General features: G+C 64.8%; 21 protein-coding genes and 1 pseudogene. 3 read left to right on the forward strand and 19 right to left on the reverse strand.

Features of this window, described 5'->3' with window-relative positions; translation table 11 throughout:
• Nucleotides 1–117: 117 nt before the first annotated feature.
• From GT613_RS14070 to GT613_RS14115, 11 genes and pseudogenes are all read right to left on the reverse strand, one after another.
• Entirely contained in the window at nt 118–567 is a 450-nt protein-coding gene (locus GT613_RS14070; RefSeq protein ID WP_086414846.1) for a DUF4405 domain-containing protein, read from the reverse strand.
• A 6-nt stretch (nt 568–573) separates the two neighbouring features.
• The gene (locus GT613_RS14075) at nt 574–930 is read right to left on the reverse strand and encodes a hypothetical protein (protein ID WP_161172681.1); all 357 of its coding nucleotides are present in this window, start codon (nt 928–930) and stop codon (nt 574–576) included.
• A 62-nt stretch (nt 931–992) separates the two neighbouring features.
• Nucleotides 993–2,219 carry an NrfD/PsrC family molybdoenzyme membrane anchor subunit gene (gene nrfD / locus GT613_RS14080; protein ID WP_161172682.1) on the reverse strand — a complete coding sequence of 409 codons (1,227 nt, stop codon included), beginning with the start codon at nt 2,217–2,219 and terminating at the stop codon, nt 993–995.
• An 18-nt stretch (nt 2,220–2,237) separates the two neighbouring features.
• Nucleotides 2,238–2,864, reverse strand: coding sequence for a 4Fe-4S dicluster domain-containing protein (locus GT613_RS14085; protein WP_009305085.1), 627 nt, complete (start codon nt 2,862–2,864; stop codon nt 2,238–2,240).
• Nucleotides 2,864–5,074, reverse strand: coding sequence for a molybdopterin-dependent oxidoreductase (locus GT613_RS14090; protein WP_370516132.1), 2,211 nt, complete (start codon nt 5,072–5,074; stop codon nt 2,864–2,866). Before GT613_RS14090 ends, GT613_RS14085 begins: the two co-directional genes overlap by 1 nt.
• Nucleotides 5,075–5,116: 42 nt before the next feature.
• Nucleotides 5,117–5,395: pseudogene (locus GT613_RS15800) on the reverse strand (twin-arginine translocation signal domain-containing protein); the annotation flags it as partial.
• Nucleotides 5,396–5,956: 561 nt separating this feature from the next.
• On the reverse strand, nt 5,957–6,358 hold the full coding sequence (locus tag GT613_RS14095) for a GntR family transcriptional regulator (protein ID WP_161172684.1): 402 nt from the start codon (nt 6,356–6,358) through the stop codon (nt 5,957–5,959).
• 6 nt (nt 6,359–6,364) lie between these two features.
• The gene (locus GT613_RS14100) at nt 6,365–7,336 is read right to left on the reverse strand and encodes a slipin family protein (RefSeq protein WP_009609162.1); all 972 of its coding nucleotides are present in this window, start codon (nt 7,334–7,336) and stop codon (nt 6,365–6,367) included.
• Nucleotides 7,337–7,348: 12 nt separating this feature from the next.
• Complete coding sequence (nrfD, locus tag GT613_RS14105) at nt 7,349–8,263, reverse strand: NrfD/PsrC family molybdoenzyme membrane anchor subunit (RefSeq protein ID WP_009609169.1); 915 nt, start codon at nt 8,261–8,263, stop codon at nt 7,349–7,351.
• A gap of 311 nt (nt 8,264–8,574) precedes the next feature.
• Nucleotides 8,575–9,417, reverse strand: a complete 843-nt coding sequence (locus GT613_RS14110) for a DUF4097 family beta strand repeat-containing protein (protein ID WP_009609167.1) — start codon at nt 9,415–9,417, stop codon at nt 8,575–8,577.
• Nucleotides 9,418–9,432: 15 nt separating this feature from the next.
• Complete coding sequence (locus GT613_RS14115) at nt 9,433–10,161, reverse strand: helix-turn-helix domain-containing protein (RefSeq protein WP_009609163.1); 729 nt, start codon at nt 10,159–10,161, stop codon at nt 9,433–9,435.
• A gap of 352 nt (nt 10,162–10,513) precedes the next feature.
• On the opposite strand from GT613_RS14115, the gene GT613_RS14120 reads away from it, so the two are divergent.
• Nucleotides 10,514–11,068, forward strand: coding sequence for a TetR/AcrR family transcriptional regulator (locus GT613_RS14120; protein ID WP_009609165.1), 555 nt, complete (start codon nt 10,514–10,516; stop codon nt 11,066–11,068).
• 341 nt (nt 11,069–11,409) lie between these two features.
• Entirely contained in the window at nt 11,410–12,384 is a 975-nt protein-coding gene (locus tag GT613_RS14125; protein ID WP_181816775.1) for a hypothetical protein, read from the forward strand.
• 30 nt (nt 12,385–12,414) lie between these two features.
• Here GT613_RS14125 and GT613_RS14130 read toward each other — a convergent pair whose 3' ends face one another.
• The 5 genes from GT613_RS14130 to GT613_RS14150 all read right to left on the reverse strand — a co-directional run bounded on the left by GT613_RS14130 (nt 12,415) and on the right by GT613_RS14150 (nt 18,947).
• Nucleotides 12,415–14,292, reverse strand: coding sequence for a hypothetical protein (locus tag GT613_RS14130; protein WP_009305095.1), 1,878 nt, complete (start codon nt 14,290–14,292; stop codon nt 12,415–12,417).
• Complete coding sequence (locus GT613_RS14135; RefSeq protein WP_009305096.1) at nt 14,289–16,463, reverse strand: RND family transporter; 2,175 nt, start codon at nt 16,461–16,463, stop codon at nt 14,289–14,291. The genes GT613_RS14130 and GT613_RS14135 overlap by 4 nt, the downstream gene beginning before the upstream one ends.
• Before the next feature lie 184 nt (nt 16,464–16,647).
• On the reverse strand, nt 16,648–17,190 hold the full coding sequence (locus GT613_RS14140) for an NYN domain-containing protein (protein ID WP_009305097.1): 543 nt from the start codon (nt 17,188–17,190) through the stop codon (nt 16,648–16,650).
• 36 nt (nt 17,191–17,226) lie between these two features.
• Nucleotides 17,227–17,973 (reverse strand): 23S rRNA (guanosine(2251)-2'-O)-methyltransferase RlmB, encoded by a 747-nt coding sequence (gene rlmB, locus GT613_RS14145; protein WP_009305098.1) that lies wholly within the window; start codon nt 17,971–17,973, stop codon nt 17,227–17,229.
• Nucleotides 17,974–18,152: 179 nt separating this feature from the next.
• Complete coding sequence (locus GT613_RS14150) at nt 18,153–18,947, reverse strand: trimeric intracellular cation channel family protein (RefSeq protein ID WP_009305099.1); 795 nt, start codon at nt 18,945–18,947, stop codon at nt 18,153–18,155.
• 175 nt (nt 18,948–19,122) lie between these two features.
• Between GT613_RS14150 and GT613_RS14155 the strand changes: the two genes are divergently transcribed.
• Nucleotides 19,123–19,908 (forward strand): hypothetical protein, encoded by a 786-nt coding sequence (locus tag GT613_RS14155; RefSeq protein WP_009305100.1) that lies wholly within the window; start codon nt 19,123–19,125, stop codon nt 19,906–19,908.
• A 39-nt stretch (nt 19,909–19,947) separates the two neighbouring features.
• Here GT613_RS14155 and GT613_RS14160 read toward each other — a convergent pair whose 3' ends face one another.
• The 3 genes from GT613_RS14160 to nrfD (GT613_RS14170) all read right to left on the reverse strand — a co-directional run bounded on the left by GT613_RS14160 (nt 19,948) and on the right by nrfD (GT613_RS14170) (nt 22,490).
• Nucleotides 19,948–20,478, reverse strand: coding sequence for a methylated-DNA--[protein]-cysteine S-methyltransferase (locus GT613_RS14160; protein ID WP_009609152.1), 531 nt, complete (start codon nt 20,476–20,478; stop codon nt 19,948–19,950).
• Nucleotides 20,479–20,487: 9 nt separating this feature from the next.
• A complete protein-coding gene (locus GT613_RS14165; RefSeq protein WP_009609151.1) occupies nt 20,488–21,129 on the reverse strand; it encodes a molecular chaperone in 642 nt (213 codons plus the stop codon).
• A 140-nt stretch (nt 21,130–21,269) separates the two neighbouring features.
• A complete protein-coding gene (nrfD, locus tag GT613_RS14170; RefSeq protein ID WP_009609154.1) occupies nt 21,270–22,490 on the reverse strand; it encodes an NrfD/PsrC family molybdoenzyme membrane anchor subunit in 1,221 nt (406 codons plus the stop codon).
• Between the last annotated feature and the right edge of the window lie 4 nt (nt 22,491–22,494).

Genomic DNA, 22,494 nt, shown 5'->3' on the forward strand with positions numbered 1-22,494 from the left:
TCGTCCCACTCGCCGCCCGCCGCGGCCCCGGCCAGCTCCGCGCCCGGGTAGCGCAGGCTCAGCGCCGCGAGCTCCCAGGCGGCGGCGCGGGCTTGCCAGACGCTCGCGTCCGCAACTTCATTTCCCATGACGTTCCCCTTTCCCGTTCTTGAAGAAACCGACCAGCCAGCGCCAATGCGCCACGACGTGCACGAGCAGCAGCGCGAGCAGCGCCTTCGCCGCGATCGCGTGCAGCGGATCCCAAAAGTAGTAGCCGTCCGCGTACAGCCCCAGCGACGGCAACACCGCGCCCGACACCATGATCCCCGACACCGTCACCGTCATGAACGCGGCGACGATGAGAAGGTCGAGCGCAAGGTTCCCCGTCCGCGCCCACGAAGGCCGCGCGAACGCAGACCTAACTGCCTCGACGGCCCAGTCGACATGCATCGCGGCATGCGCGAAGAACACGACCAGCACGCCGAGACCCAGCCATTCGTGGATGCCGATGCCCGTGAGAGCCGGGCTCGCCGCGACCAGGTAAACCAGCAAGCACGCCGCATCGACGGCGAGAAGCTTCCTATCCATACGGCATCACCCCACCTTCCGCACGATCAGCACAAGGCCCACGACCAAGGCCACGGGCGCAAGCACCCACAGGTTCAGGCTCGCGTCGGACGCCTGGTAATAGCGCGTGGCCAGCGTGTCCCACGCATGACACTCGGTCGAGGCGCACGACGCCTCCGGGCACGTCATCTCGTGGACGCCGTCGGGCTCGGGCACGTCGTCGAAGCCGTGGCACGACCCCGACGCGCACCCGACGGCCGGGCAGGGGGAATCGGCCTCGATCGGCCGCACCCCCGTCGCAGGCTCGGCCGCGGCACCCGCCGCGAGCACGCACGCGCCCGCAAGCAGGAAGGCGACAAACGTCACGAGCAGTTTCTTGAACATGGCTTCACCTCGTCAGACAAGGAAGGAGCGCGCGAAGCCGCGCTCCTTCCGAAGCGTCCCTGTCAGCGGTCCTGGTCGACCGGCTTGAGCGGCAGGTACTTGAGGCCCAGCAGCAGGAGCAGGGCGCCCAGGCCGACCACGCCCAGCACGATGCCGAACTCGATCGGCGTCGGCCAATACACCATGCCCTGGTAGGCGCCCGTCATGCCGGTAGCCCAGTCGGTCACCGTGTACTGCGTCATGGGACCGGCGTAGTCCAGGTTCGGGATCTGGAACCCGCCCACCAGCAGCTGCGCACGCTTGCAGAAGATGCCGACGATGGCCAGCAGGCTGGCGACCACGATGAGCGGGTTCGTGCGCAGCTTCGGCGTGAAGCACACCGCGGCGCACAGCGCGCATCCGACGATCTCGACCCAGAAGAACGGGGCGAGCGGGCCGGTTGCGAGCATGGCGACGATCTCGGAGCCCGAGCCGCCCGGGAAGCCGGCGGTCAGCAGGTCGCAGCCGAAGAAGTACAGGTCAACACACACGAACGCGCCCAGCATCTTGGCGAGCTTGACGACGTTGGCCTGATCGAGCTCGAGGTACCCGGCCTTGCGCAGCGCGATGACCACCACGAGCACCAGCGCCACGCCGCACACCAGCGCCGAGGACACGAACCAGGGCGCGAGCAGGGCGGTGTGCCAGAACTCGTGGGCCTGCTGCAGCCCGAAGATCCAAGCCGTCACCGAGTGCACGAGCACGGCGGTGACCAGCGCGATGACCGAGATCACGCGCAGGGCTTTCTCCGACACCTTGCCCGCCTCGGCGCGCAGCGTCGCCCACAGGTACACGACGGACAGGATGAGGTAGATCGAGATGACCGCGATGTCCCACATGAGCGGGCTGCCCAGGTTCGAGTACGCGAACAGCTCCCATAGGCGAAGCGGCTGGCCGAGGTCGATCACCACGAAGCCAACGGCCAGCACCGTGCAGCAGATGGACGTCCACACGGCGATCTTCGAGATGCCGCCGAAGCCCTTCATGCCGAAGGCGCGCGGCACCGAGCTGATGATCAGGCCGCCGGCCGACAGGCCCACGAGGAACATGAACATGGTGATGTAGAGGCCCCACGAGTCGAAGTTGCGCATACCCGTTTGGACGAGGCCGCCGGAGAGCTGCATGCCCCAGAGGGCCAGCCCCGCGACGGTGACGACCGCCGCCACGACGATGCCGATGTTGAGCCCCTTGCCCCCGAATCTGGCAGCAGGAGCCTTGGCGGCAGGCGCCGCCTGAGTGTTCTCAGACATTTCATTCTCCCTTTCTGCTTAAACGAGGTAGTAGACGGAGGGGTTCGTGCCGCGCTCGGGCAGAAGCTGCTTATGGGCGCGTTCGCGAAGAAGGCGCGACACCTCGGATTCGGGATCGTTGAAATCGCCGAAGAAGCGCACCCGTCCGGGACATACCTCCACGCAAGCCGGCTGCAAACCCTTCGCCAGCCGATGCCAGCACATCGTGCACTTCTCCACCACGTGCTTCTGATGCGTCGCCACGTCGGCATCGCCCATAGCATGGCCGATCGCATGCTTCGGCTCTTCCCAGTTGAACGAGCGAACGCCCGTGTACGGACACGCCGACATGCACATGCGGCAACCGATGCACTTATCGTAGTCCTGACGAACCGCACCGGTTTCAGGATCTTTGTACGTTGCTCCAACAGGGCACACCTTCACGCACGCAGGATTCTCGCAATGCTGGCACGCAACAGCGATATTCTCCATCGTCAAATTCGGGTATGCTCCCGCCGGAGTGTCGGGATTGTCCCCGCCATCCGTCAAGATGCGGTTCCACCAAACACCGTCAGGCAAGTTGTTCTCCACTTTGCACGCCACCGCACACGAAGCGCAGGCAACGCACCCTTTCATATCTATGACCATACCCAGCCGCTCGGCCATTATCGAGCACCCCCTTCATTCCACACGCGAATCTCGCAAAGCACGTCCATGAAGTTGTTGTTCACCGCGAACACATCGAACTCCGTGGAGCTCAGCTCCGACCAACCGCCCGCCTTATGCTGCGACAGCTGCCATCCCTTGGGATACACCAACATGCCAGGTCGAATAGCTTGCGAATACACCGCCTTGGCAACAGCGAAGCCACGATCGTTGTAGCACTCGACGTAATCTCCGTCAGAAATGCCGCGCGCCTCGGCATCGGCGGGATTGATCTTCACGTACGGCTCGGGATCAAGCTCGCGCAACAGCGGCGTGCTGAACCATTGGGAGTGAACGCGGTATCGGGGACGCTCGCTCATGAGAACAAGCGGGTACTTTTTGTACAACTCGTTTTCCGGCCACGCCTCGAGCGGCGGGAACCAGCGAGCCATGCGCTCGCGATCGATCTCTTCAGGAGTAGGCGTCTTGGTAGTGGCCGCGCGAGGCATCGGCATCTCGCGATAGAACTCGAAGCGACCCGATGCCGTGCCGAATTTCCCATCCGCATACGCGATATGGGGATCCGTCTCCGCATCTCCGGGAATGAAGCGTATCTGCTTTTTTTCACGCAGGTTGCCCATGTCCATACCCAGGGCCTTGCCCATATCGGTGTCGTACATTTCTTCGAGGATTCCACCGTTGTCAAGCTTGAAATAATCGCCGAGCCCCAGCTTCTGCGCAAGCTCCGTCACGATTTGCGGATCGGGCTTGCTCTCGTAAAGCGGATCGATAGCCTTCTCGCTGTAGTGCAGCGAGGAGCACTGACCCGCATTCGCAACCTCCTCCAGTTCGAACCACTGGGCGATGGGAAGCACCATGTCGGCGTAGCGTGCGGAATCGGTCATGACCGAATCCGCCACCACGACGTATTCCATAGCCGGAATAATGACATCGGTCCACGCATGCGTGTCGGTGTGGGTGTTCAGCGGATTGGCCGAATACATCCACAGCATTTTGATCTGCGCGGGCTTGCCGCCGAACTTGCCGGTTTCCACCACGTTCTTCAGGTCGACGCTGGGAATGGCAAAACCCGTGCTGGGACCGTTGGGGGCAGCATACGCGGGATTGACCCCCATATGGACGCCCCAGAACGCACCGTAAGAAGCTCCCGGCTTGCCCAAATTGCCCAACAGGGCGCAAAGGGTAAGACCCGCCATCGTGGTATGGCCGCCGTTGTTGTACGCCTGGGGACCATAGCCTTCATAGTGGTACACCGGGGTGTCCATGCAGATTTCGGCCAGCTCGTAAATGTCATCGACCGATACTTCGGTAAGCTCCGAAACCTTCTCGGGCGAATGATCGAGGATCTCCTCTTTCAGCAGCGCATACGCCGTGCGACACTTCACACCGTCGAGCTCGTACGATCCTTCGATGTCGGGCGCAGACGTTTCGTCGACAGAAACGAGTTCGCCGTTCGAGAGAACCATGTACGGATCGTCCATGACCTCCTTGCCCGTGGTAGGATTCATCACGCCGGTGGGAACCGGGGCGATGCCGGTGTCGCTTCTGCGCACGAACATGCCCGTATCGCTGCGCACCAAGAACGGTGCGACGGTATGCTGTTGCAAATACGCCACATCCTGCGCGTCCTTTTCCAAAACCACGTTCATGAGAGCGTACTTCAGCAGCGTGTCGCTACCGGGGCGAATGGGAATCCACCTGTCGGCTTTTGAGGCGATCTGCGTGTACACCGGATCGATAACCACCAGCTTGGTGCCGCCCTGCATGGCCTCCTTGACCAGGTGCCAGTTCTGAACCTGCGCGTCGGTAATATTGGCGCCCCACACCACTATGGTCTTCGCGTTCTTGGCATCGGTCGGCTCATTGCCTTCCCACATCTGCAGACCCATCAAAGGGCTGATGTACAAGCCGGCAACCGCCTGCATGCCGTAATAACTGCCCATATCGAGGCAAGCGCCGATGCTGCTAGCATTCATAAGAGAGGAAAGTCGGCCGTACGCGCTCGTGATCGCGCACGACTGATTGCCTGAAGCGGTAAGGAACGCCACGGCGCTCTCGCCAAATTCGGTCTGGATAGACTTGATCTTCCCGGCGATCTCGTCAAGTGCTTCGTCCCAACTCACACGTTCCCACTCGCCTGCACCGCGTTCGGTTCCCTCCACGCGTCGCATTGGATACTGCAAGCGCGCCGGATCGTAGATTCTATGCACATGCGAAAGTCCTCGCTGGCAAATGCGATCGTAGCATTTCTCGTTGTACGGAGCACGCGAGGTTTTGACCACTTTTCCGTCTCTCACATGCACGTTCAAGTGGCAGAACGCGAAACAGTTGGGACGGCATACTCCGCGGAAGATCCGTTCCTGCTCGCTCTCTTTTTGACCTGATTCGTAATCGGCCGCCAACGCCTGCAGCGTCGGCGTCGCGACGCCCATCACGGCAGCCGCGCCTGCGACGGCGCCGGTTGCTTTCAGGAAGCTTCTGCGCGTGAGCCCGCTGTGGAGCTGGTTGCTCCTGACATCTTTCCTCCTCAAAGATCGTGTCAGGATATCCCCTTTGCGGATGGTGTCGGGAAAACGGCTCGACGAGCAGACGTCTTTCGCGCAACGCCTTCGAACCCCTCGTCCCCAAGCGCACTCTTATCGGATATCCCCCTGTTGCTCCTGATAAGAATTGGCCAAATCCTTGTGACTGTCACATTATCACAATGCATTGCGACAATCAATCTAATAAACATGCCTACTTCGAGGATAAATGATGCTGGAAACGGTAGGATATTTATCGGTTCATCAAGCGATACGGTACAGATGTTTCACGTGAAACATCTGTACCTGGACGAAACCGGCATTGTGACACTTTGCGGATCGACAATGCAGAGAGGGACGGCGGGACGAATCGGCTGACGTCGTACAGGGTGCTTCGCGGACGCCCTCACCCCCCTCTCTCTTGGCGCGACAGAGACGCGCCGATGCGCGCGCCGAACACCGCACCGGTCGCATATCGCGAGCATCGCGAATCGCCGCGACACAAGTTTCTTCGTCCACAAGCAAAGGCTCGCGCCCAAGAGGGTACAGCGCCCGCCCAGCGCGGGTCGCCTACGCCCGCGTCAGGCTTTTCTGGGCCAGCCGGGCTTGGACCAGGGCCAGGATGTCGTCATCGGCCATGCCGGCGTTGGCGCAGGTGCGGATCAGGTCGTCCGCCAACAGCTCGACGGGGTTGTCGGCGGCGAGGGCGGCGCCCACGGCGTGGCGCTCGGCCACGAACGTGCCCCTCCCCTTGCGCGTGGAGATGTACCCCTCTCGCTCCAAATCCATGTAGGCGCGGTTCACGGTGTTGTAGCTGATATCGAGGTCGACGACCAGCGAGCGCACCGTGGGAAGCTGGTCGCCCGCTTTGTACTCGCCTGAGCCGATGAGGTACGCGATGCGGTTCTTCACCTGGATCCACACCGGCAGGCCGCTGTTGTAGTCGAGTTCGAATGAGGCGAGCGGGTTCATGGAAGCCTATCTCTCAGTAGTTCGGTCGCCGTTCATCATAGCACTATCCGTGAAGCCGTCGCTCATCGCGGTGGGCACGGTGACCACGGTGCCCTTGGATTTCTTCACCGTGTCGTACTGCATGAGCATAGTGCGCAGCTTGAGCGCCGCCTCCGGGTCGCCGTAGACGCGCGCGGCCTCGGCCAGCATCTCGGCCAGCTCGGCTTCCACGCCGACCACGGTCATGCGCGCGTTCTTCTCGCGGTCGGCCTGCGCTTCCAAGCTCATGACCTCCTGCAGCTCGTCGGGGATCACGATGTCGCGCACCTTCACCGAGATAATGTCCACGCCCCAGCCGGCGGCCTCCTTCTCGATGTCGTCCTTGATCTCGGCGTCCAGCTGGTCGCGGCGCAGCGCCACCTCGGCCACCGTGGAGCGGCCCACCGCCTCGCGCAGCGCCGTCTGGGCGAGGAACGACACGGCCGCGTAGTAGTCCTCCACCTCGGTGCACGCCTTCTCGGCGTCCCACACCACCCAGAACAGCACGGCGTCCACCGTGACGGGCACGAGGTCGGCCGTGAGCGTCTTCTCGGCATAGAAGGGCGTGGCGATGGTGCGCTGGTCCACGCGGATGGTGCCATGCTCGATGACGGGGATGGTGAAGTACAAACCCGGCCCCACGACGCGGTTCAGCTTGCCGAACCGCAGCACCACCACTTTCTCCCAGCTCAACGCGATGTGCGTGGACGACAGCACCAGCAGCGCCGCCAGCAGCATGGCAACGATCGCCTCGATTCCCACGCCTCCCGTCGCCGCGAACGCGATGCCCAGCACCGCGGCGCAGGTGGCGATGAACGTCGCGATGTTGAAGATGACCGCGCCGTTGCGCGACGATTTGCGCGGCACGTAGGACGTGGCCGCCCTGATCTCGGCATCCTTGTCGCGCACGTCGTAGGGGGCGTCCTTCACGAACCGCTCGCCTGCCCGTCGTCTCGCCATCGCACTCGCTCCTTATCCCGTAAGCCCGAACGTCGAAAGCCCGTACAGCGCTTCCGGCATCTGCGTCACATCGTATGCGCCAGCGCCGACGATGCACCAGCGCAGCGCGAACCCTCCCGCTAGCAGCAGCGCCGCTATCCACAGAAGCTGCGTGCGGCTGTTCCCATGCGTGAGGAAGCGCTCCAGCACCAGCGGCACGGCCAGCCCGCACACCGCGAGCACGCCCCAGAACACGGGCGCCAGCTCGCCGAACGCGAGCGCCCGAGCAGCCGCGGCCGTCTCCTCGCCCGCGAACGCGAGCAGCACGAACGCAGACAGGCAGCCAGCCTCGACGACCACGATACCGCCGTCAATCCGCGCGAGCCACACGAGCGGCCCGCGGTACGGGTGCCGCGTCTCCACGAACGAGGCGGCCAGGAACGCCGTCGCGATGCCGCACGACGCCGACGACAGCACGAACAGCACCGGCACGAGCGGCGTGCGCCACAGCAGCACCGACGCGAGGCTTTGCAGCAGCACGCCGGTGTACGTCGCGGTCACCGCCGCCGACAGCGCGCCCGCCGCCGCAAGCGCCAGCACCGCCGCACGCGGCAGGCGCACGGTGTCCAGCAGCGCGCCCAGCGAGAACGCCGCCGCGCAGGCCAATGCCGCGACCAGCGCGAACGATCCCGCCGCCATAGCCGACGGCGTCGGCGAGGAGAGCAGGCCGAGCAAGCGGTCAGGGCGCCCCAAGTCGGCCAGCAGGCACAGCATGCCCGTCGCCAGCGTCACCGCGCACACAGGCCACGCCCGCGCGAAGAACTCCTCCGGCATGGCCAGCGCGCGCCACCGCAGCACGCGGGCGCACTCGAGCACGCACAGGACGGCGAGGGCGCCCGCTCCCGTTCCTCCCAGGAAAAGATAGCTTGTCGTGAGCACGTTGAACACGCGCCGCCCCGCCCCTCGTCCTCGCCCGCAACTCCCCATTGTCGCAATGCAGCAATTCATTGGTATTATAGCACCGCTCGCACAAAACGGACGACAAAGGGGCGAGGGTTTGGCATGCTTCGACACACCAAGTCGAAGCATGCCGTCGTCGTCCTGAGCGCAGCGCCGAAAGTGCGGAGTCGAAGGATCCCGCGCAGCGTCAGCTGGAAGTCTCACGGCTATCGCCGCACGGGATCCTTCGACTCGCTTCGCTCGCTCAGGATGATAGCCTGGGGGTCTTCGCTCGCTCAGGATGGCGAGGGAGGAGCTTCCTAGTCGTCGGCGTCGATGCGGAACTCGCCGCTGGCCAGGCGCGCGTTGACGCTGGCGCTTCCGTCGCCGCTCGTGTACACGTTGCCGTTCTGCGAAAGCGAGAAGGAGCTGCTGAACCGACCAGACGCTTTCTCGATGCGAGCGGTGAAGCCGCTGCTCTCGGGAACGGCCACGCTCACCGAGCCGCTGGCAATATCCGCGTCGATTGCTTTCGGACACGCCTCCCGGCACACGATGCGCGTCTGGCCCGACGCGGTGCGCACGTCCACGCGGTCGGCGAAGCGGCCCTCGACGTCGAGCTGCCCGCTGGCCACGTCGACGCGCAGCTCGTCGGCTTGCAGGTTCTGCCCGTCCACGTCGCCCGAGGCCAGCTTGAGCTTGAGCGTTTCGCAGCCCAGGCCGTTCACGTCGTAGTCGCCCGACGCGCCGTCGATCTCGACGGCGCCCAGGTTCTGGGCGCAGCTTTTCGGGATGCGCACCTGCAGGTCCTTGCGGCCCAGCGCGAAGCACGAGAACCAGGTGCCGTAGTCGATGGACAGCGTGTCGCCGTTCACGGACCAGCGCATCTGCTGCGCCTTCGTCATGCCGCGCGGCGCCGTCTCGACAAGCTCGATGGCATCGCCCTCATCCACGACGTCGATGTTCACCGCGCCGGAGGCCCACTTGACGCTGAGGTTCTTGACGCTGGCCGCGTCCACGTTCGCCGATCCCATTTCCGTTCCTCCCATCATTTTGAAGCGCATGGCCGAGCATCCGCCGAATCCGATGGATCCCAGGATGAGCAAGCCGAGCGCGATGATAAGCGTGATTTTGACGTACGACGCCGTCGTGAGTTTCGTCATGATGCGGCCCTTCCGCTAGCGTCGGTTCGCCCGATAGTTCGGGTCGTTTTCGATGATGTGGGCGATCCAATAGTACAGCGGGATGGTCAGGAAGACGAACCAGCCGGGATGCCACCACCCGAAGAGGAAGCCGCCCCCGAGGAACACGAGCACGCAAAGCACGGGGTACGGGAACGTCGACCAGGGACCGCGCGGGCGGCGCGACTGGGCGTCGTAGGGCTCGGGGGCTTGCGGAGCGTAGGGCGCTTGCGGCTGCGCGGGTTGCGCAGGCTGCTGGGGCATGGGGGCCGCGCCGTAGTAGGGCTGCTGCACGGGCTGGGGCTGCGGTTGGGGCTGCGCCGGCGGGGCCTGGTGCGCCTGTTCGGCCGTCGCGCGAGCCTGCGCCGCGGCCACGGCCGCCTGCGCCGCGCGGACGGCGGCCTCATTGGCGCGCACGGCGGCCTCCTGCGCCTGCGCCTCGGCGGTGGCGTCCTTGTCCTTTTCCTCGAACGCCACGTCGTCCACCACGTCCTCGTCGATGCGCAGCAGGTCGTCGAGGGACACGCCGTACAGCTTCGCGAGCGCGATGAGATTCCCCGTATCGGGCGACGACTCGGCGCGCTCCCACTTCGACACCGCCTGCCGCGACAGGCCGAGCCGTTCGGCCAGCTCCTCCTGGCTGTATCCTTGCTCGCGTCGCATGGCTGCTAAGCGCTGGGCAATCTCGACGTTCATGAACGATCCCTTCTTCGACGTTGGGGACATGGCGTCCGCTCCTTCTCGATTACCAGCCTACGGTTGCCCGGCACGTTGCACCAGCATGTCTGGTTATCATTTTACGCAACCGCCGGTTGCATACGTCTGCAAAGTGGGATTTCATGACATCGGTCATGCCGACTTTTATGCGGTCGTCCTTCGATGCGTTTGGCTGCGGCGAAGCGGCGGACAAATCCCCCGATACCGGCGTTCCAAAAAGGCTGCGCGTTCGGACCTCGCGCATCGCCGTCTGCGCAACGCGCCGGCCCTCCCCGCGCGCTTCGACAAGCAACGGCTACCGGCCGGCGCCGATGCGTCCCGCATGTCCTATACTGGAACGATAGAGTCGAAGGAGGCGTCCATGGAAACCGGAAAGACCGATCGCCGCGTGCAGTACACGAAGCGCGCCCTCACGAGCGCCCTCATCGACCTCATGCGCGAGAACCACATCTCGAAGATATCCGTGAAGGCGCTGTGCGCCGCCGCCGACGTGAACCGCAGTACGTTCTACGCCCATTACCGCAACCAGTACGACCTGCTGGCGTACATCGAAGCCGAGGCGCTCGAAGATCTCAAGGCGCGCCTCCTGGCCGACGGCGAGCCGCGCACGCGCAACGTGGAGAAGATCCTGGAATACGCCAAGGAGAACGCCGACGTGTTCCTCATGCTGCTGGACGAAAGCGAGGGCGGCTTCCAGCGGCAGATCATGGAGCTGGCGCATCTGGTGGACCTGCAAATGTCCGACCAGGATGCGGCGGTGGACGCCGACGATCTGGAGTACATGTACCTGTTCGCCGTATCGGGCGCGTTGGGCATGCTGTCGCACTGGCTGAAGAAGGGCACGCCGCAATCCCCCGCCGAGATGTCCGAGCTGCTGATGAGCATGATCCAGCACGGCGTGGAGGAGCGCGCCTGAAGCGAGCGAGCATCGGGCAACGGCGCCGCGCGCCCACTGCGAAGTTGCGAGTCGTTTCGCCGACGCGCCCGCCTCGTTTCCGAGTTTCGCCCGAAGCACCCTCGCCAACCGGAGCGTCATCGTTCGCGAGACCGGATTGCACACGGATTTTCGGCCGCGGTTTCGCATTCTGGCAGAGAATCACGGTTTAGGCGCAAAATCAATGTCTCCCCTCCAACCAAAAGCCTAGATATCCAAAGAAGCACCAGGTCAGGTTTTTCGGCAGCCAACACAGATGCAGGAATCGCGATGCAGCTGCGCCCAAACCGTGATTCTCTGCCAGATTATGTTACGATGACCTGATGGATATACTTATCGGATACGAATCGGCGCTCGACCACTGGAGAACGGTGGGGCCGAATTACTTGCGCGGCTACGATGCGCGGCAAGCGGCGACAAGACGTGCGCGACGTGCGCTCGCTTCAAGCGAGCGACCGACCCTTTCCGAGGGAAATCGGCGTCCTGCCGGATGCACCCTGCCCCTGTGCACGCTGGTGGGCAGCGTCGACGTCCGGACGAGAACGCCTGCCGTGCTCAGCAGCTTTTGCTCCGTCCTCCCCGAGAGGTCGTTCGTCGACGCGGGCGAGGGCTTTTTGATGAGCACGCCGGAGTTCTGCTTCTTGCAGATGGCGAACCGGCTGTCGCTCGCACGGCTCATAATGCTGGGATACGAGTTGTGCGGAACGTACGTCCTGGTAGACAAGGGGCCGGCACCGCGTCGCGACGCGCCGCTGACGACGGTCGCCAAGCTGCGGACGTTCGTCGAAGGCGCCTCGAACGCTCGCGGGAGGAAGAAGGCGCTGCGGGCTTTGCACTACGTGTTGGACCGATCGGCCTCGCCGATGGAGTCTGCGCTGGCCATGCTGCTGTGCCTGCCGTACGGCCTGGGCGGGTACGGATTACCCGAACCGCGACTTAACTACCGCGTCGACGTGCCGCCCAGCTTCCGCGCCATGGCCGACCGGAAGCACTGCGTATGCGACCTGTGCTGGCCCGAATCGAAGCTGGCCGCGGAGTACGACAGCGAGCTGCACCATGTCGACCCCGAACGGCGGGAAAGCGATGCGCGACGGCGCAGCACCCTTATCACGCTCGGCTTCACCGTGGTCACCGTGTCGAAGGGGCAGGTCATGGACAGCGGGGCGTTCAACCGGCTGGCGCATCAGCTGGCGAAGCGCCTGGGAAAACGCCTGCGCTACGTCGACCCGGGCTACACGCGCGCGCACCTCGAGCTGCGCGCCGAGTTGTTCGAGGCGATCGGGATACGCGAGAGGTGACGAACGGGGGCGCCGACACCCCCGTTCGCGCTACCCCTGGAACAGGGCGAGGAAGCGGTCCCAGATGGTTTGCTCTTGCTCGGGCTCTTCCGGCTCGGGCGCTTCAGGCTGCTCGATGGCGGCCGTGGTCATGACGAACTGCACGGCTTCCACGTTGGCGTTCTGCGGCGACACGAACGACACCGGGTCGAACTTCGGGAAGTCGAACTCGGCAGTCATGTCGGCGATCTGCCGCTTCATGGTTTCGGGCAGCGTGATGGTGGACGCGTTGAGCTGGTTCATGCCGCTGCTGAGCTCGCCCGCCCCGCCGGCCAGCTGGCCCGCGCCGCCGGCAAGCTGGTTCGCGCCGGACTCGAGCTGACCGTAGTTCTCGGCAAGCGCCGACAGGCCCGACGCGTACTGTGCGAGACCTTCGTGGAACCGACCGTACTCGCCAGACAGCTGCGCGATGCCGTCGACGAGCTGGGAGAGCTGGTCGAGCTGGCCGCCGCCCACGGCCGTTTCGAGCGCGGACGCCATGGAGCGGAGAGCGGCTTCTTGCTGGGCGAGGGCACCGCCGCTTTGCGCATCGGCCGCCAACGCGCCCAACAGCTGGTCGGCGCCGGAGAAGGCGTCCTTCGTCGCGGCGTACGTGCCCTTGACGGTTTGGGCAGCCTGGTAGTTCGCGAGGAGCTGATTCACCGTGACGAGGTCGTCGGGGTTCTGCGACGTGCTTGCAAGGGCCATCAAGCTTCCGATCTGCTCTTCTGTCAACGTGCCGGCGGGAATGCCTTCGATGGCGCCCTCGAGCGCCGGGAGCGCCTGCGCGTAGCCCTGCTGGACGCGAACGACCTGTTGACGCAGCTCCGCAAGCCCGTCCGCGAGCGCGTTCAGCCCGCCCGGCAGCTGCCTCAGCTGGTCGAGCTGCGACAAATCAGCACCCTGCAAACCGCTCGCGACAGCCGACAGCGCAGCGTTGATCTGGCTCGACGCGCTCACCAACTGGCCGGACGAGCCGTTGAGCCTGTTCAACCCCTGACCGAACGCCGCAGCGCCCGACGACAGATCCTGTGCGCCGCCGGTCAGCTCGTCTACGCCCGAGGCGAGCGACGACGTGCCCTCCGCCAGCGCGCCGACCGCGTCCGATAGGTTCGTCATGCCGCTGACCATGCTTGAGGTGTCGGGCATCTCGACGACCGACGAGTACGGCAGCGCGGCGATCTGCGCGCCCGGCATCTTGAAGTTCCGCACCTTGGCCGTGAGCGTGAAATCGGCATCCTGACCGGGCAGGACGGTGAAGGCAGCTGTAGCGTCTTCGCCGGATTGCGCGATGGTGGCTCCCTCGCCCTCCACGTCGGAGGCGACGTCGCCCGGCAGCGTGAACGTGATCTGCAGCATGAAGCTATCGTAGAACGCGGGGTCGACGGCCTCGTTGCGCGCGGTGGTCACGTGGACGGCCAAGTTGCCCGAAGCGCCGGCCAGCTGGTCGGCCTCCATCTTCTTGCCGTCCAGTTCGTAGGACAGCGACACGTTCCACGGCAATGCGGCGTTTGCAGCGTCTCCCTGGTAGTACAGCGTGCCCGTTTCGGCTTCGAACGTGGTGGCGTCGCCGAGGCGCGTCAGCTCGGTCTCGTTCGTGAGGTTCTGCACGGTCGTGTAGTCGCCGTGGTCGACGACGGTGCCCGGCGCCTCCACATCGAAGCGGTTGACCACGTACACCGCTTTCGGCGCGCCGCTCGCCGCCAAAGTCGCGTACACCACTTCGGACTTCTCGTACGTCGCCGCGGACGAGGCGGAAGCGGCAGATGCAGAGGAAGAGCTCGCCGCATCGCCCTCGGCCAGCGCGAGCGCGCTCGGCACGCAGGCGACGGACAGCGTCACGGTGAGCAGCGCGACGACGCAGGTGCGCAGACAAGGATGCTTTTTCATGATTCGTCTCCTTTGGACGCGGGGAGCGGAGCGGGTTCGGCGCCCTCGGGCACCGCGGACGATGCGACGTCGGAAGCCCCGGCCGTTGCGGGCACCGCAGGCTCGGCAGCCGCGACAGGCGCGAAGTTCGCATGCCAGGTGGTGCGCCGGATAACGCGATCAAGCAGCACGAGCAGCGCCGGCAGGAAGCACGTGACCAGCGTCAGCGACAGCAGCGCTCCACGGGCGAGCAGGAAGCCCAAGCTGGACACCGCCGACATGCTGGACGAGAAACCCAGCGCGAAACCAGCGGTGGCCAGGATGCCAGCCGACACGAGCAGCGACGGGAACGTTTCGCCCAGCGCAAGGTGCGCGGCCTTGCGCGCCGGGACGCGTCGACGGTGACGCAGGTAATGCGTGGTCAGCAGAATGCCGTAGTCGATGGTGGCGCCCAGCTGCACCGTGTTGATGACGAGGTAGCCGATGAAGTTCACCGACTCGCCCATGAAGTACGGGATAGACAGGTTGATCCAGATGCCCGACTCGATGGTGAGCAGCAGCACGAGCGGCAGCGTGAGCGAGCGGAACGTCACCAGCAACACGATGAGGATGGCGATGATGGCTACGGCGCTGACCACCACGTTGTCCACCGCCACGATGTTCTTCATGTCGTAGAGATTCGCGGACTGGCCGGCGGTGTAGTACGTGTCGTAGTGGCGCGCAGCCGCCTGCTGTACGGCTTCCACCGTGGAGAACGCCTCGTCGCTTTCCACATCGGTGCTGGTGTAGGCGATGATGCGCGCGTAGTTCGGCGAATAGAACTGGTCGATCACGTTTTGGTCGAGGAAGCCCTGCGGAATGGCGGCGCCCACGGTGGACGCGTACGAGATGACGCCCGTTACATGATCGACCTCGGCCAGGTCGCGCGAAAGCGCAGCCTCGGCGGCCACGTCACCGCGCGGCACCAGCACCACCACGGCGTTCTGTTGGCCGAACTCGTCTTGGATCATAAGCGTGTCGGCGCCGGCACGCAGGTTCGGGTCGGGCTCGCTGTTCTGATAGGTGAACACGGTGTGGCTCTGACCCAAAAACGCGGGAACAACGAGCGCCAGCACGAGGACGAGAGTCGGGACGCGCACCTTCGACAGTACCTTGCCCACGTTCTTGAACGAGGGCATGAGCGGCCGATGCCGCGTCTTGTCGATGAGCTTGTACAGCGAAAGCGTGACCGCCGGCAGGAACACCATGACGGTGAAGAAGCTGAACACGATACCCTTCACCAGGTTGATGCCAAGATCGGCGCCGATTTGGAACTGCATGAACGCAAGAGCGGCGAAACCGAACAGCGTGGTGACGGCGCTGGCGGCGATGGTGGACAGCGACCTGCGCATAGCCAAGGCCATGGCACGCTCCACGTTCGGCGTGCGCTGGCGCTCGGCCGCGAACGCGTGCAGCAGGAAGATGGCGTAGTCCAGCGACACCGCCAATTGCAGGATGGGGCTCACCGAGAACGTGATGAACGAAACCTGCCCCAGCACGATGTTCGTACCCATGTTGATGAGAATGGAAACGCCGATGGCGGCGATGAACAGCAGAGGCTCGATCCACGACGTGGTGGACAGCACGAGCAACAGGATGATGACGGGCACGAGGATGAGCGCCGCGCCGCCGGCCTCCTTCGACGTGCTGGCCGTGGTCTGCGCGGTATCGGCGGCCTCGCCTGACACGGCGTTGCCCGGGCCCGCCTCGTCCACGAGGGCGCGCAGCGCGGGGACGGCCGTGCTTTCGGAGCCTTCGGCCACGGTGACCTGGAACAGCGCAGCGCCATCGCGATAGTACGTCTCGACGGTGGAGGCGTCGGCCATCTCGAGGGGCACGGTGACGTCGACGACGTCGTCGAGCCACATGACGCCCTCGACGCCTTCCACTTCGGCGATCTTATGCTTGAGCGCAAGCGCCTGGGCAATGCCCACGTCGTGGACGAGCACATTGGCGTTGGGGACGGCCTGGGCGAACTCGTCGTTCATGATGGAGACGGCCGTGGTGGATTGCGCTTCGTCGGGCAGGTAGTCCACCATGTCGTAGTTGACTCCCACGAACGGGATCATCGCGGCGCACACGACGGCGACGGTCAAAAACGCCGCCACGACGGCTTTGCGTCGCGCGATGATGCCGTCGATGATGCGATCCATACCCGCCCGCCTGTCCGCTTCGCCTGCGCGTATACGCGCGCTTGGTTACCCTACATCATGCATGATAACCAACACCGTGTAGCGAAACAACCAACAAGGGATGCCAGAACTGCCCGTAACCCGACACACGGTTGACCAAGTGTCGGAGATTCACGAAACCGTCACCTTCGAGTATGCCGTCCGGTTACCGGCCCGCTCCGTCGCGGAGAGCTTTGAGCTTGGCGAGGGTGACGGGGTCGATGCGGGAGGCCACCGTGTTCTTCTGAGCCACCTTCGGGGTTTCGTCGAGGCGCGCCTCCTCGTAGTACATCCCCACCTCGCGCGAGAAGCCGTCGGCGCTCATGCGATCCACGCCGAAGCCGAACGTGGTGTCTTGGATGGTGGCGTCGCTGGTAACCACGAGGGTTTCCACCTGGCGCTCGCGCGCGTCGTGAGCCAGCTTCTCGATGACCTTGTCGGCCGACTGGCCCGCCGGCGAGAACACGATGCGCACGCCGCCGACGGTTTCCGCCTCGCCGTTCGAGAACGCGTTCTTCGCGCCATCGAACACGATGACGGCCTTGTAGTCGCCTCCGGCGTAGTTCACCACGTCGTTGATGAGCATCTCGCGCGCGGCGTTGAACGTGTCGTCGGTGTAGTCCTCGTCGGGCGCGTTGCGGTAGCGGCTGCCGGAACGCAGCACGTTGTACCCATCAACGATCAGGAGTTTCTTACGTTGCTTGGCCATGATCCACCTACGTCAACCTGCGCGTCCGCCGTTGTCCTACTGGTTCTGGCGCAGCCACTCGTACATGCAGGCGGTGGCGGCTTGCGCCACGTTGAGGGACGCCACTTCGCCCTCGATGGGCAGCTTCACCAGGAAGTCGCAGTGCTCCATCACCAGGCGCGAGATACCCTCCTGCTCGTTGCCCATCACGAGCGCGATCTTGCCCTTGAGGTTGGCCTTCCAGATGAGGTCGGAGGCGTGCTCGGTGGCGCCGGCGATCCAGAAGCCCTCCTCCTTGAGGCGGCTCATGGTCTGCACGAGATTCGACACCTGCGCCACGGGCACGTGCGCGATGGCGCCGGCCGAGCTCTTGTACGTGGAAGCCTCCACGTGCGCGCTGCGCTTGTTGGGGATCACGATGCCGCATGCGCCCACCGCTTCGGCGCTGCGCGACACGGCGCCCAGGTTGCCCGCGTCGGTGATGTGGTCGAGGATGATCACGAGCGCGCGGCCGTCGTGCTGCTCGGCCGACTTGCCCGCCGCGTCGATCACGTCGCCGATGCCCACGTACGGAAACGACGCGGCCTTCGCCATGACGCCCTGGTGGCTGCCGCGGTCGGACTTGCCGTCCAGCACCTTGCGCGGCACCATCTCCACGGTGGCGCCGGCGCGCTTCGCCTTGCGCAGGATGTCCTCGATGAGGCCGTCGCGCTGCACGTTGTCGGCCATGAGAATGCTCTTGATGGGGACGCCTGTGCGCAGCGCCTCGATGACGGGGCGCTTGCCCTCGATGAAATCAGCCATGTTCCACGATCCTTCGTATCTTCTCCCGCGTCGATCCTGGCATGGCATCGCACGGCACATTGTTGATTCGGACAGTATGGCAGATAGGAACGCGCCCGGGGAAGCCCCCGCGCGCATCTTCAGCGTATCGCCACGTGAAGGAGGGAGCGCGAGCGCCACACGGCTTCGAACACGTTGCCTCAGTCGCGTTTCTCGTGGTTGCGGCGCCAGCGGCCGCGGCGGCGACGCTCCTTCTGCGCCACGGTGGCATCGCCGCCGTGCAGGAACACACCGGACACGACGCGCCGCACCTTGCCCACGCCGCGCGCCACATGGGGGGTGAGGTCGGCCTCGTTGCTGGTCTTCCAGTCGAAGTACACGCTCCAATAGCGCAGGAACACGACGACGAACACGCAGGCCACACCCGCAAGCGGCAACGGGCTTCCCGCATAGGCCAGGGCCACGAACGCGAACGATCCGCCGAGGCCTGCCACCGCGTAGAAGTTCGACTGCTGGAAAATGCCGGGCGTCTCCCCCACGCAGATGTCGCGCACCGCGCCGCCGCCCACCGCCGTGATGGCGCCGAGGATGACCGACAACACGAAACCCTGCTCGAGCGAGAACGCCTTGCTGGCGCCGGCCAGCGCGAACAATCCCACCGACAGCGCGTCGGCGAAGAACACCGTGGCATCGAGATGGCGGAACAGCCCGCGGAAGTAGAACACGAACGCGCAGATGGCGATGCAGATGAGGATGAGATCGGGGTGCGAGGTGAAGTACACCCCGTGGGTCTGCAGCAGCATGTCGCGGATGATGCCGCCACCGTACCCGGTGACCAAGCCCAGCACCACCGTGCCGATGATGTCGAGCTTGCGGTCGCACGCGAACAGAGCGCCCGTCAACACGCCAACGACGACGGAGAAATAATCGATGCTCCACGGCACCGTGAGCACCTGCGAATCGGAGAACGCTTGCTGCAGAAATGTGGTGTCCATACGCCCCTTTCGGAATCTGCGCTTATGAAACCACACCTGCAGGTTTTGCGCTAGGGCGAATGTTCGACGCATGTCGCAACAGGATGCTCACACATGTTGACCGAACTGGTATGATACTACCCAAACGCTATCGGGTCGCGTTCGCGCGCCCGCGCACCGTATGGAGGGATCCACTTTGAACAAGAAGATCATTGCGACCGCCGCCTGCGCGGTTCTTGCGCTCGCGCTGACCGGATGCGGCTCGAAGGCCGAAGAACCGAACCTGCCGAACCCGAACGCCAGCGCGTCGAACAGCGGCTACACCGTTACCGACGCGTCCAAACTCAAGTCGCTTTCGGTTGGCGAATCGGCCGTGTGGCGCGACTACGAAGTGGCCGTGAAGTCGATCGATCGCGCAAACGACCAGCTCAATGTTCAGATCGAGGTCAAGGCGCATTCGAGCGCGCAAGAGCTTTCCACCGAATGCCTTCTTTCGTTCGGCATGCCTCCCGTCAGCTCGACGTTCGCAAACAACACCATCTCGGTGCCCGCGGGAGAGACGGCCTCCGGCACGCTCACGTTCGACGACCGCTACTCCTCGCAGCGTTTGTTCTGGAACGACGGCGCCACCGAAGCTACCTGGCTGCTCGATCAAACCCCGGTAACCGCAGAGCCGGAGCCGCAGCCCGAGCCCCCGGCAGAGCCCGCAACGCCCGAGCCCGCCGAGGATCCGCAGGCCAAGGCCGTCGCCGCCGTGGAAGCGGCACTGCCGGGGCTCATCGCCGACAACACGTACTACACGTACCAGAGCTTCGACCCCACCACGGCGAGCGTCACGCCGACGGAGGGCGGCTATCAGTACGCCAACGACGTTTCGATCCTCGACGGCGAAGGCAATGCGACCGTGACGAACGTGCTGCTCGTTTGCGATGCCGACGGCAACGTGACGTCGATGACCATCGACGGAGCGCTGCTTTTCTAAGACGCTTCGCCCGTCATCCTGAGCGCAGGCGGCGGACGGCTACAGCGCCACGCCTTTCTTCGGCATACTGAGGGCATCTACATCGATGCCCTCGATTCCCAACAGGGCGATCTTCTTGTTCAGGCCGCCGGCGTAGCCGGTGAGACTGCCGGTCGACCCCACCACGCGATGGCACGGCAGGATGATGGAAATGGGGTTGCGGCCGACGGCGCTGCCCACGGCGCGCGCCGACGTACGAGTTCCCGTCTGCTCTTCGATGCGACGCGCGATCCAGCCGTACGTGGTCAGCTGGCCGTACGGGATCTCGGCGAGCAGCGCCCACACACGCTGCTGGAACGCGGTGCCGCGCGGGTTCACGGGCGGAAGCGCGCCGGGGTCGTCGCCTGCGAAGTAGCGTTCGAGCCATGCGCGCGCCTCGACGAGTACCGGCAGATCGGGATGATCCTCGGCAGCTTCGAGCGTCGCTTCAAAGTGCTTCTGCCCCTCAAGCCACAACCCGACGATCGCCTCACCGTCGCTGGCGACGGTGACCGAACCCACGGGCGAATCGATCGTTGCAAGGTAATCCATGCGAGCCTCCTACACGCGCAGCGCTTCGGCATGCCAGGCGAGCAGAGCTCGAGCCAACCCTGCAAGCGAGACGAAGTAGCCGTCGGGTGCCGCCTCGGCGATGCTCGCGCGGAACGCGTCGACCCAGCTGAGCGGATGCTTCTCGATGAAGTCCGCCACGGATTCGAGCGCGGGGGCATCGGCGGCGTCCGCGTCTGCGCGGGCGCACAGCGACGAGAGGTACAGCAGCTCGATGCCCAGGTGGTCTTCGTACTGGTTGTTGACGTTCCGCACTTCAAGCCCCGCTTCACGCAGCAACTCGCGCATCTCGAACGTGGCCTGACCGAACCCCACCGTCACGTTCTCGCCGCGGTACATCGTCTCCCATGGAGCAGCCGCGGGCGACGGCGGGCCCACGAACAGCTTCGTGTATTCGACGGCCGCGCGCTGAGGCTCGTCTTCGCCTGCTTCCGCGCGCTGGACGGCTCCTTCGGCATAGCGCGCGCATGCCGCGACGGCCTCCGCCACGGCCTCGTCGTCGAACGAGGGAAACGCTTCCCAAAACGCCGGATCCAACCCCACCGTCGACGTCATCGTCATCGGCTTGAGCAGCGAGTTGCCGATGAACGCATAGGCTTCGGACAGGATCTTCCAGGGAATCTCCTTGGCCATGGCGAAAAGCTCCTTTCAGCGCAGGACGCGCAACGTGAACCAAGATGATGCATAGCATACCGCACCCGAGCCGGGATCCCTGCGGCGCGGGAGGGAAAGCGCCGCCAAGGATCACCGGACGGGAGACGCGGTTGGGACGGCTAAGCCGCCTCGCCCGCCGGGCGCTCGACGGCAGCGGCCTCGGCATCGCGCGGCGCCGCGCGTCCCGGCAGCAGCTTCTGCGCGAGAACGAGGAACGCGAGCGCGCCGAGGGACACCACGCCGATAACCACGACGATCTCCACCCAGGTGGGAGCGTACGTCCCCGTGAGCGCCCACATGCTCGAGCCGCCCTGCTGGGCCGCCGCGGTGCCAAGCGAGACGCCCGGCGCGCCCGCCACGTTGAACCCGACGAAGGAGGTGAGCAGCAGCCACACGCGCTTGAAGAACACGCCCGCCACCACGCACACGCTGGCCGCGGCCACCAAGCCCATCCGCGCGCGGTTCTTCGCGAACACGAGGATGCAGAACGGGATGAGGATGCCCACGACGATCTCGAACCAGAAGAACGGGGCGGTTGCGCCCGTCGCCATGATGGCGAGCGTCTCGGCGCCGGCGGCGCCCGGGTACGCCATAGTCAGCGCCTCGCAGCCCACGAGGAATCCGTCGACGGCGACGCACACGGCCAACAGGCCGGCCAGGTTCGACAGCAGCTTCTTGTCGGTGGCGAAACGGCCGGACTTGTTGAGACCCATGAGCGAGAGCAGCAGCAGGGCCAGGCCGGAGTCCATGGCCGATACCACGAACAGCGGCGCCATGATGGCCGAGTACCAGCCTTCGCGCGCCATTTCCAGGCCGAAGATCCACGCCGTCACCGAATGCACGAGGATGGCGACAGGCAGGGCGAAGCGCGACACGACGGCCACCTTGGCCTGCGCGCCCGGCTTCTTCGACTTCATGAAGTACAGGTACACGACGTTGATGACCAGGTACAACGTGATGACGCAGATATCCCAGAACAGAGGAGACATCGGGTTCGGCCCCGTGAGGATGCGCCACACGCGCCCGATGCCGCCGAGGTCGATCAGCACGAACATGCCGGCGCAGCAAATGCACACCGTGGACAGGACGACAGCGGGAAGCGCCACCTTCTTGTACTCGGCCACATGGAACACGCTGGCCGACGAAGCCACGATGAGGCCGCCGGCCGACAGGCCCACGAAGAACATGAAGCACGTGATGTAGAGACCCCACGACGTGGAGTTGCTCATGCCGGTGACGCCCAGGCCGTTGACCAGCTGGTAGATCCAGGCGGCGACGCCGGCCACGGTCAGCGCTGCGAGCACGCCCGCGGTCGCTTTGAACGTTGTCGAGGTTTTCATGGTT

Origin of the sequence: Eggerthella sp. BIOML-A4 (assembly GCF_009875575.1) — a bacterium.
GTDB classification, from domain to species: domain Bacteria; phylum Actinomycetota; class Coriobacteriia; order Coriobacteriales; family Eggerthellaceae; genus Eggerthella; species Eggerthella lenta.

Excerpts from the sequence above, each read along its gene's own strand:
- GT613_RS14125 (WP_181816775.1), top strand. The coding sequence starts at position 11,410 with ATGGATATACTTATCGGATACGAATCGGCGCTCGACCACTGGAGAACG.
- GT613_RS14165 (WP_009609151.1), bottom strand. The coding sequence starts at position 21,129 with ATGGCCAAGGAGATTCCCTGGAAGATCCTGTCCGAAGCCTATGCGTTC.
- GT613_RS14115 (WP_009609163.1), bottom strand. The coding sequence starts at position 10,161 with ATGTCCCCAACGTCGAAGAAGGGATCGTTCATGAACGTCGAGATTGCC.
- GT613_RS14135 (WP_009305096.1), bottom strand. The coding sequence starts at position 16,463 with ATGGATCGCATCATCGACGGCATCATCGCGCGACGCAAAGCCGTCGTG.
- GT613_RS14140 (WP_009305097.1), bottom strand. The coding sequence starts at position 17,190 with ATGGCCAAGCAACGTAAGAAACTCCTGATCGTTGATGGGTACAACGTG.
- GT613_RS14070 (WP_086414846.1), bottom strand. The coding sequence starts at position 567 with ATGGATAGGAAGCTTCTCGCCGTCGATGCGGCGTGCTTGCTGGTTTAC.
- GT613_RS14100 (WP_009609162.1), bottom strand. The coding sequence starts at position 7,336 with ATGGCGAGACGACGGGCAGGCGAGCGGTTCGTGAAGGACGCCCCCTAC.
- GT613_RS14075 (WP_161172681.1), bottom strand. The coding sequence starts at position 930 with ATGTTCAAGAAACTGCTCGTGACGTTTGTCGCCTTCCTGCTTGCGGGC.
- GT613_RS14130 (WP_009305095.1), bottom strand. The coding sequence starts at position 14,292 with ATGAAAAAGCATCCTTGTCTGCGCACCTGCGTCGTCGCGCTGCTCACC.
- nrfD (WP_161172682.1), bottom strand. The coding sequence starts at position 2,219 with ATGTCTGAGAACACTCAGGCGGCGCCTGCCGCCAAGGCTCCTGCTGCC.
- nrfD (WP_009609154.1), bottom strand. The coding sequence starts at position 22,490 with ATGAAAACCTCGACAACGTTCAAAGCGACCGCGGGCGTGCTCGCAGCG.
- rlmB (WP_009305098.1), bottom strand. The coding sequence starts at position 17,973 with ATGGCTGATTTCATCGAGGGCAAGCGCCCCGTCATCGAGGCGCTGCGC.
- GT613_RS14160 (WP_009609152.1), bottom strand. The coding sequence starts at position 20,478 with ATGGATTACCTTGCAACGATCGATTCGCCCGTGGGTTCGGTCACCGTC.
- GT613_RS14150 (WP_009305099.1), bottom strand. The coding sequence starts at position 18,947 with ATGGACACCACATTTCTGCAGCAAGCGTTCTCCGATTCGCAGGTGCTC.
- GT613_RS14095 (WP_161172684.1), bottom strand. The coding sequence starts at position 6,358 with ATGAACCCGCTCGCCTCATTCGAACTCGACTACAACAGCGGCCTGCCG.
- GT613_RS14120 (WP_009609165.1), top strand. The coding sequence starts at position 10,514 with ATGGAAACCGGAAAGACCGATCGCCGCGTGCAGTACACGAAGCGCGCC.
- GT613_RS14110 (WP_009609167.1), bottom strand. The coding sequence starts at position 9,417 with ATGACGAAACTCACGACGGCGTCGTACGTCAAAATCACGCTTATCATC.
- GT613_RS14085 (WP_009305085.1), bottom strand. The coding sequence starts at position 2,864 with ATGGCCGAGCGGCTGGGTATGGTCATAGATATGAAAGGGTGCGTTGCC.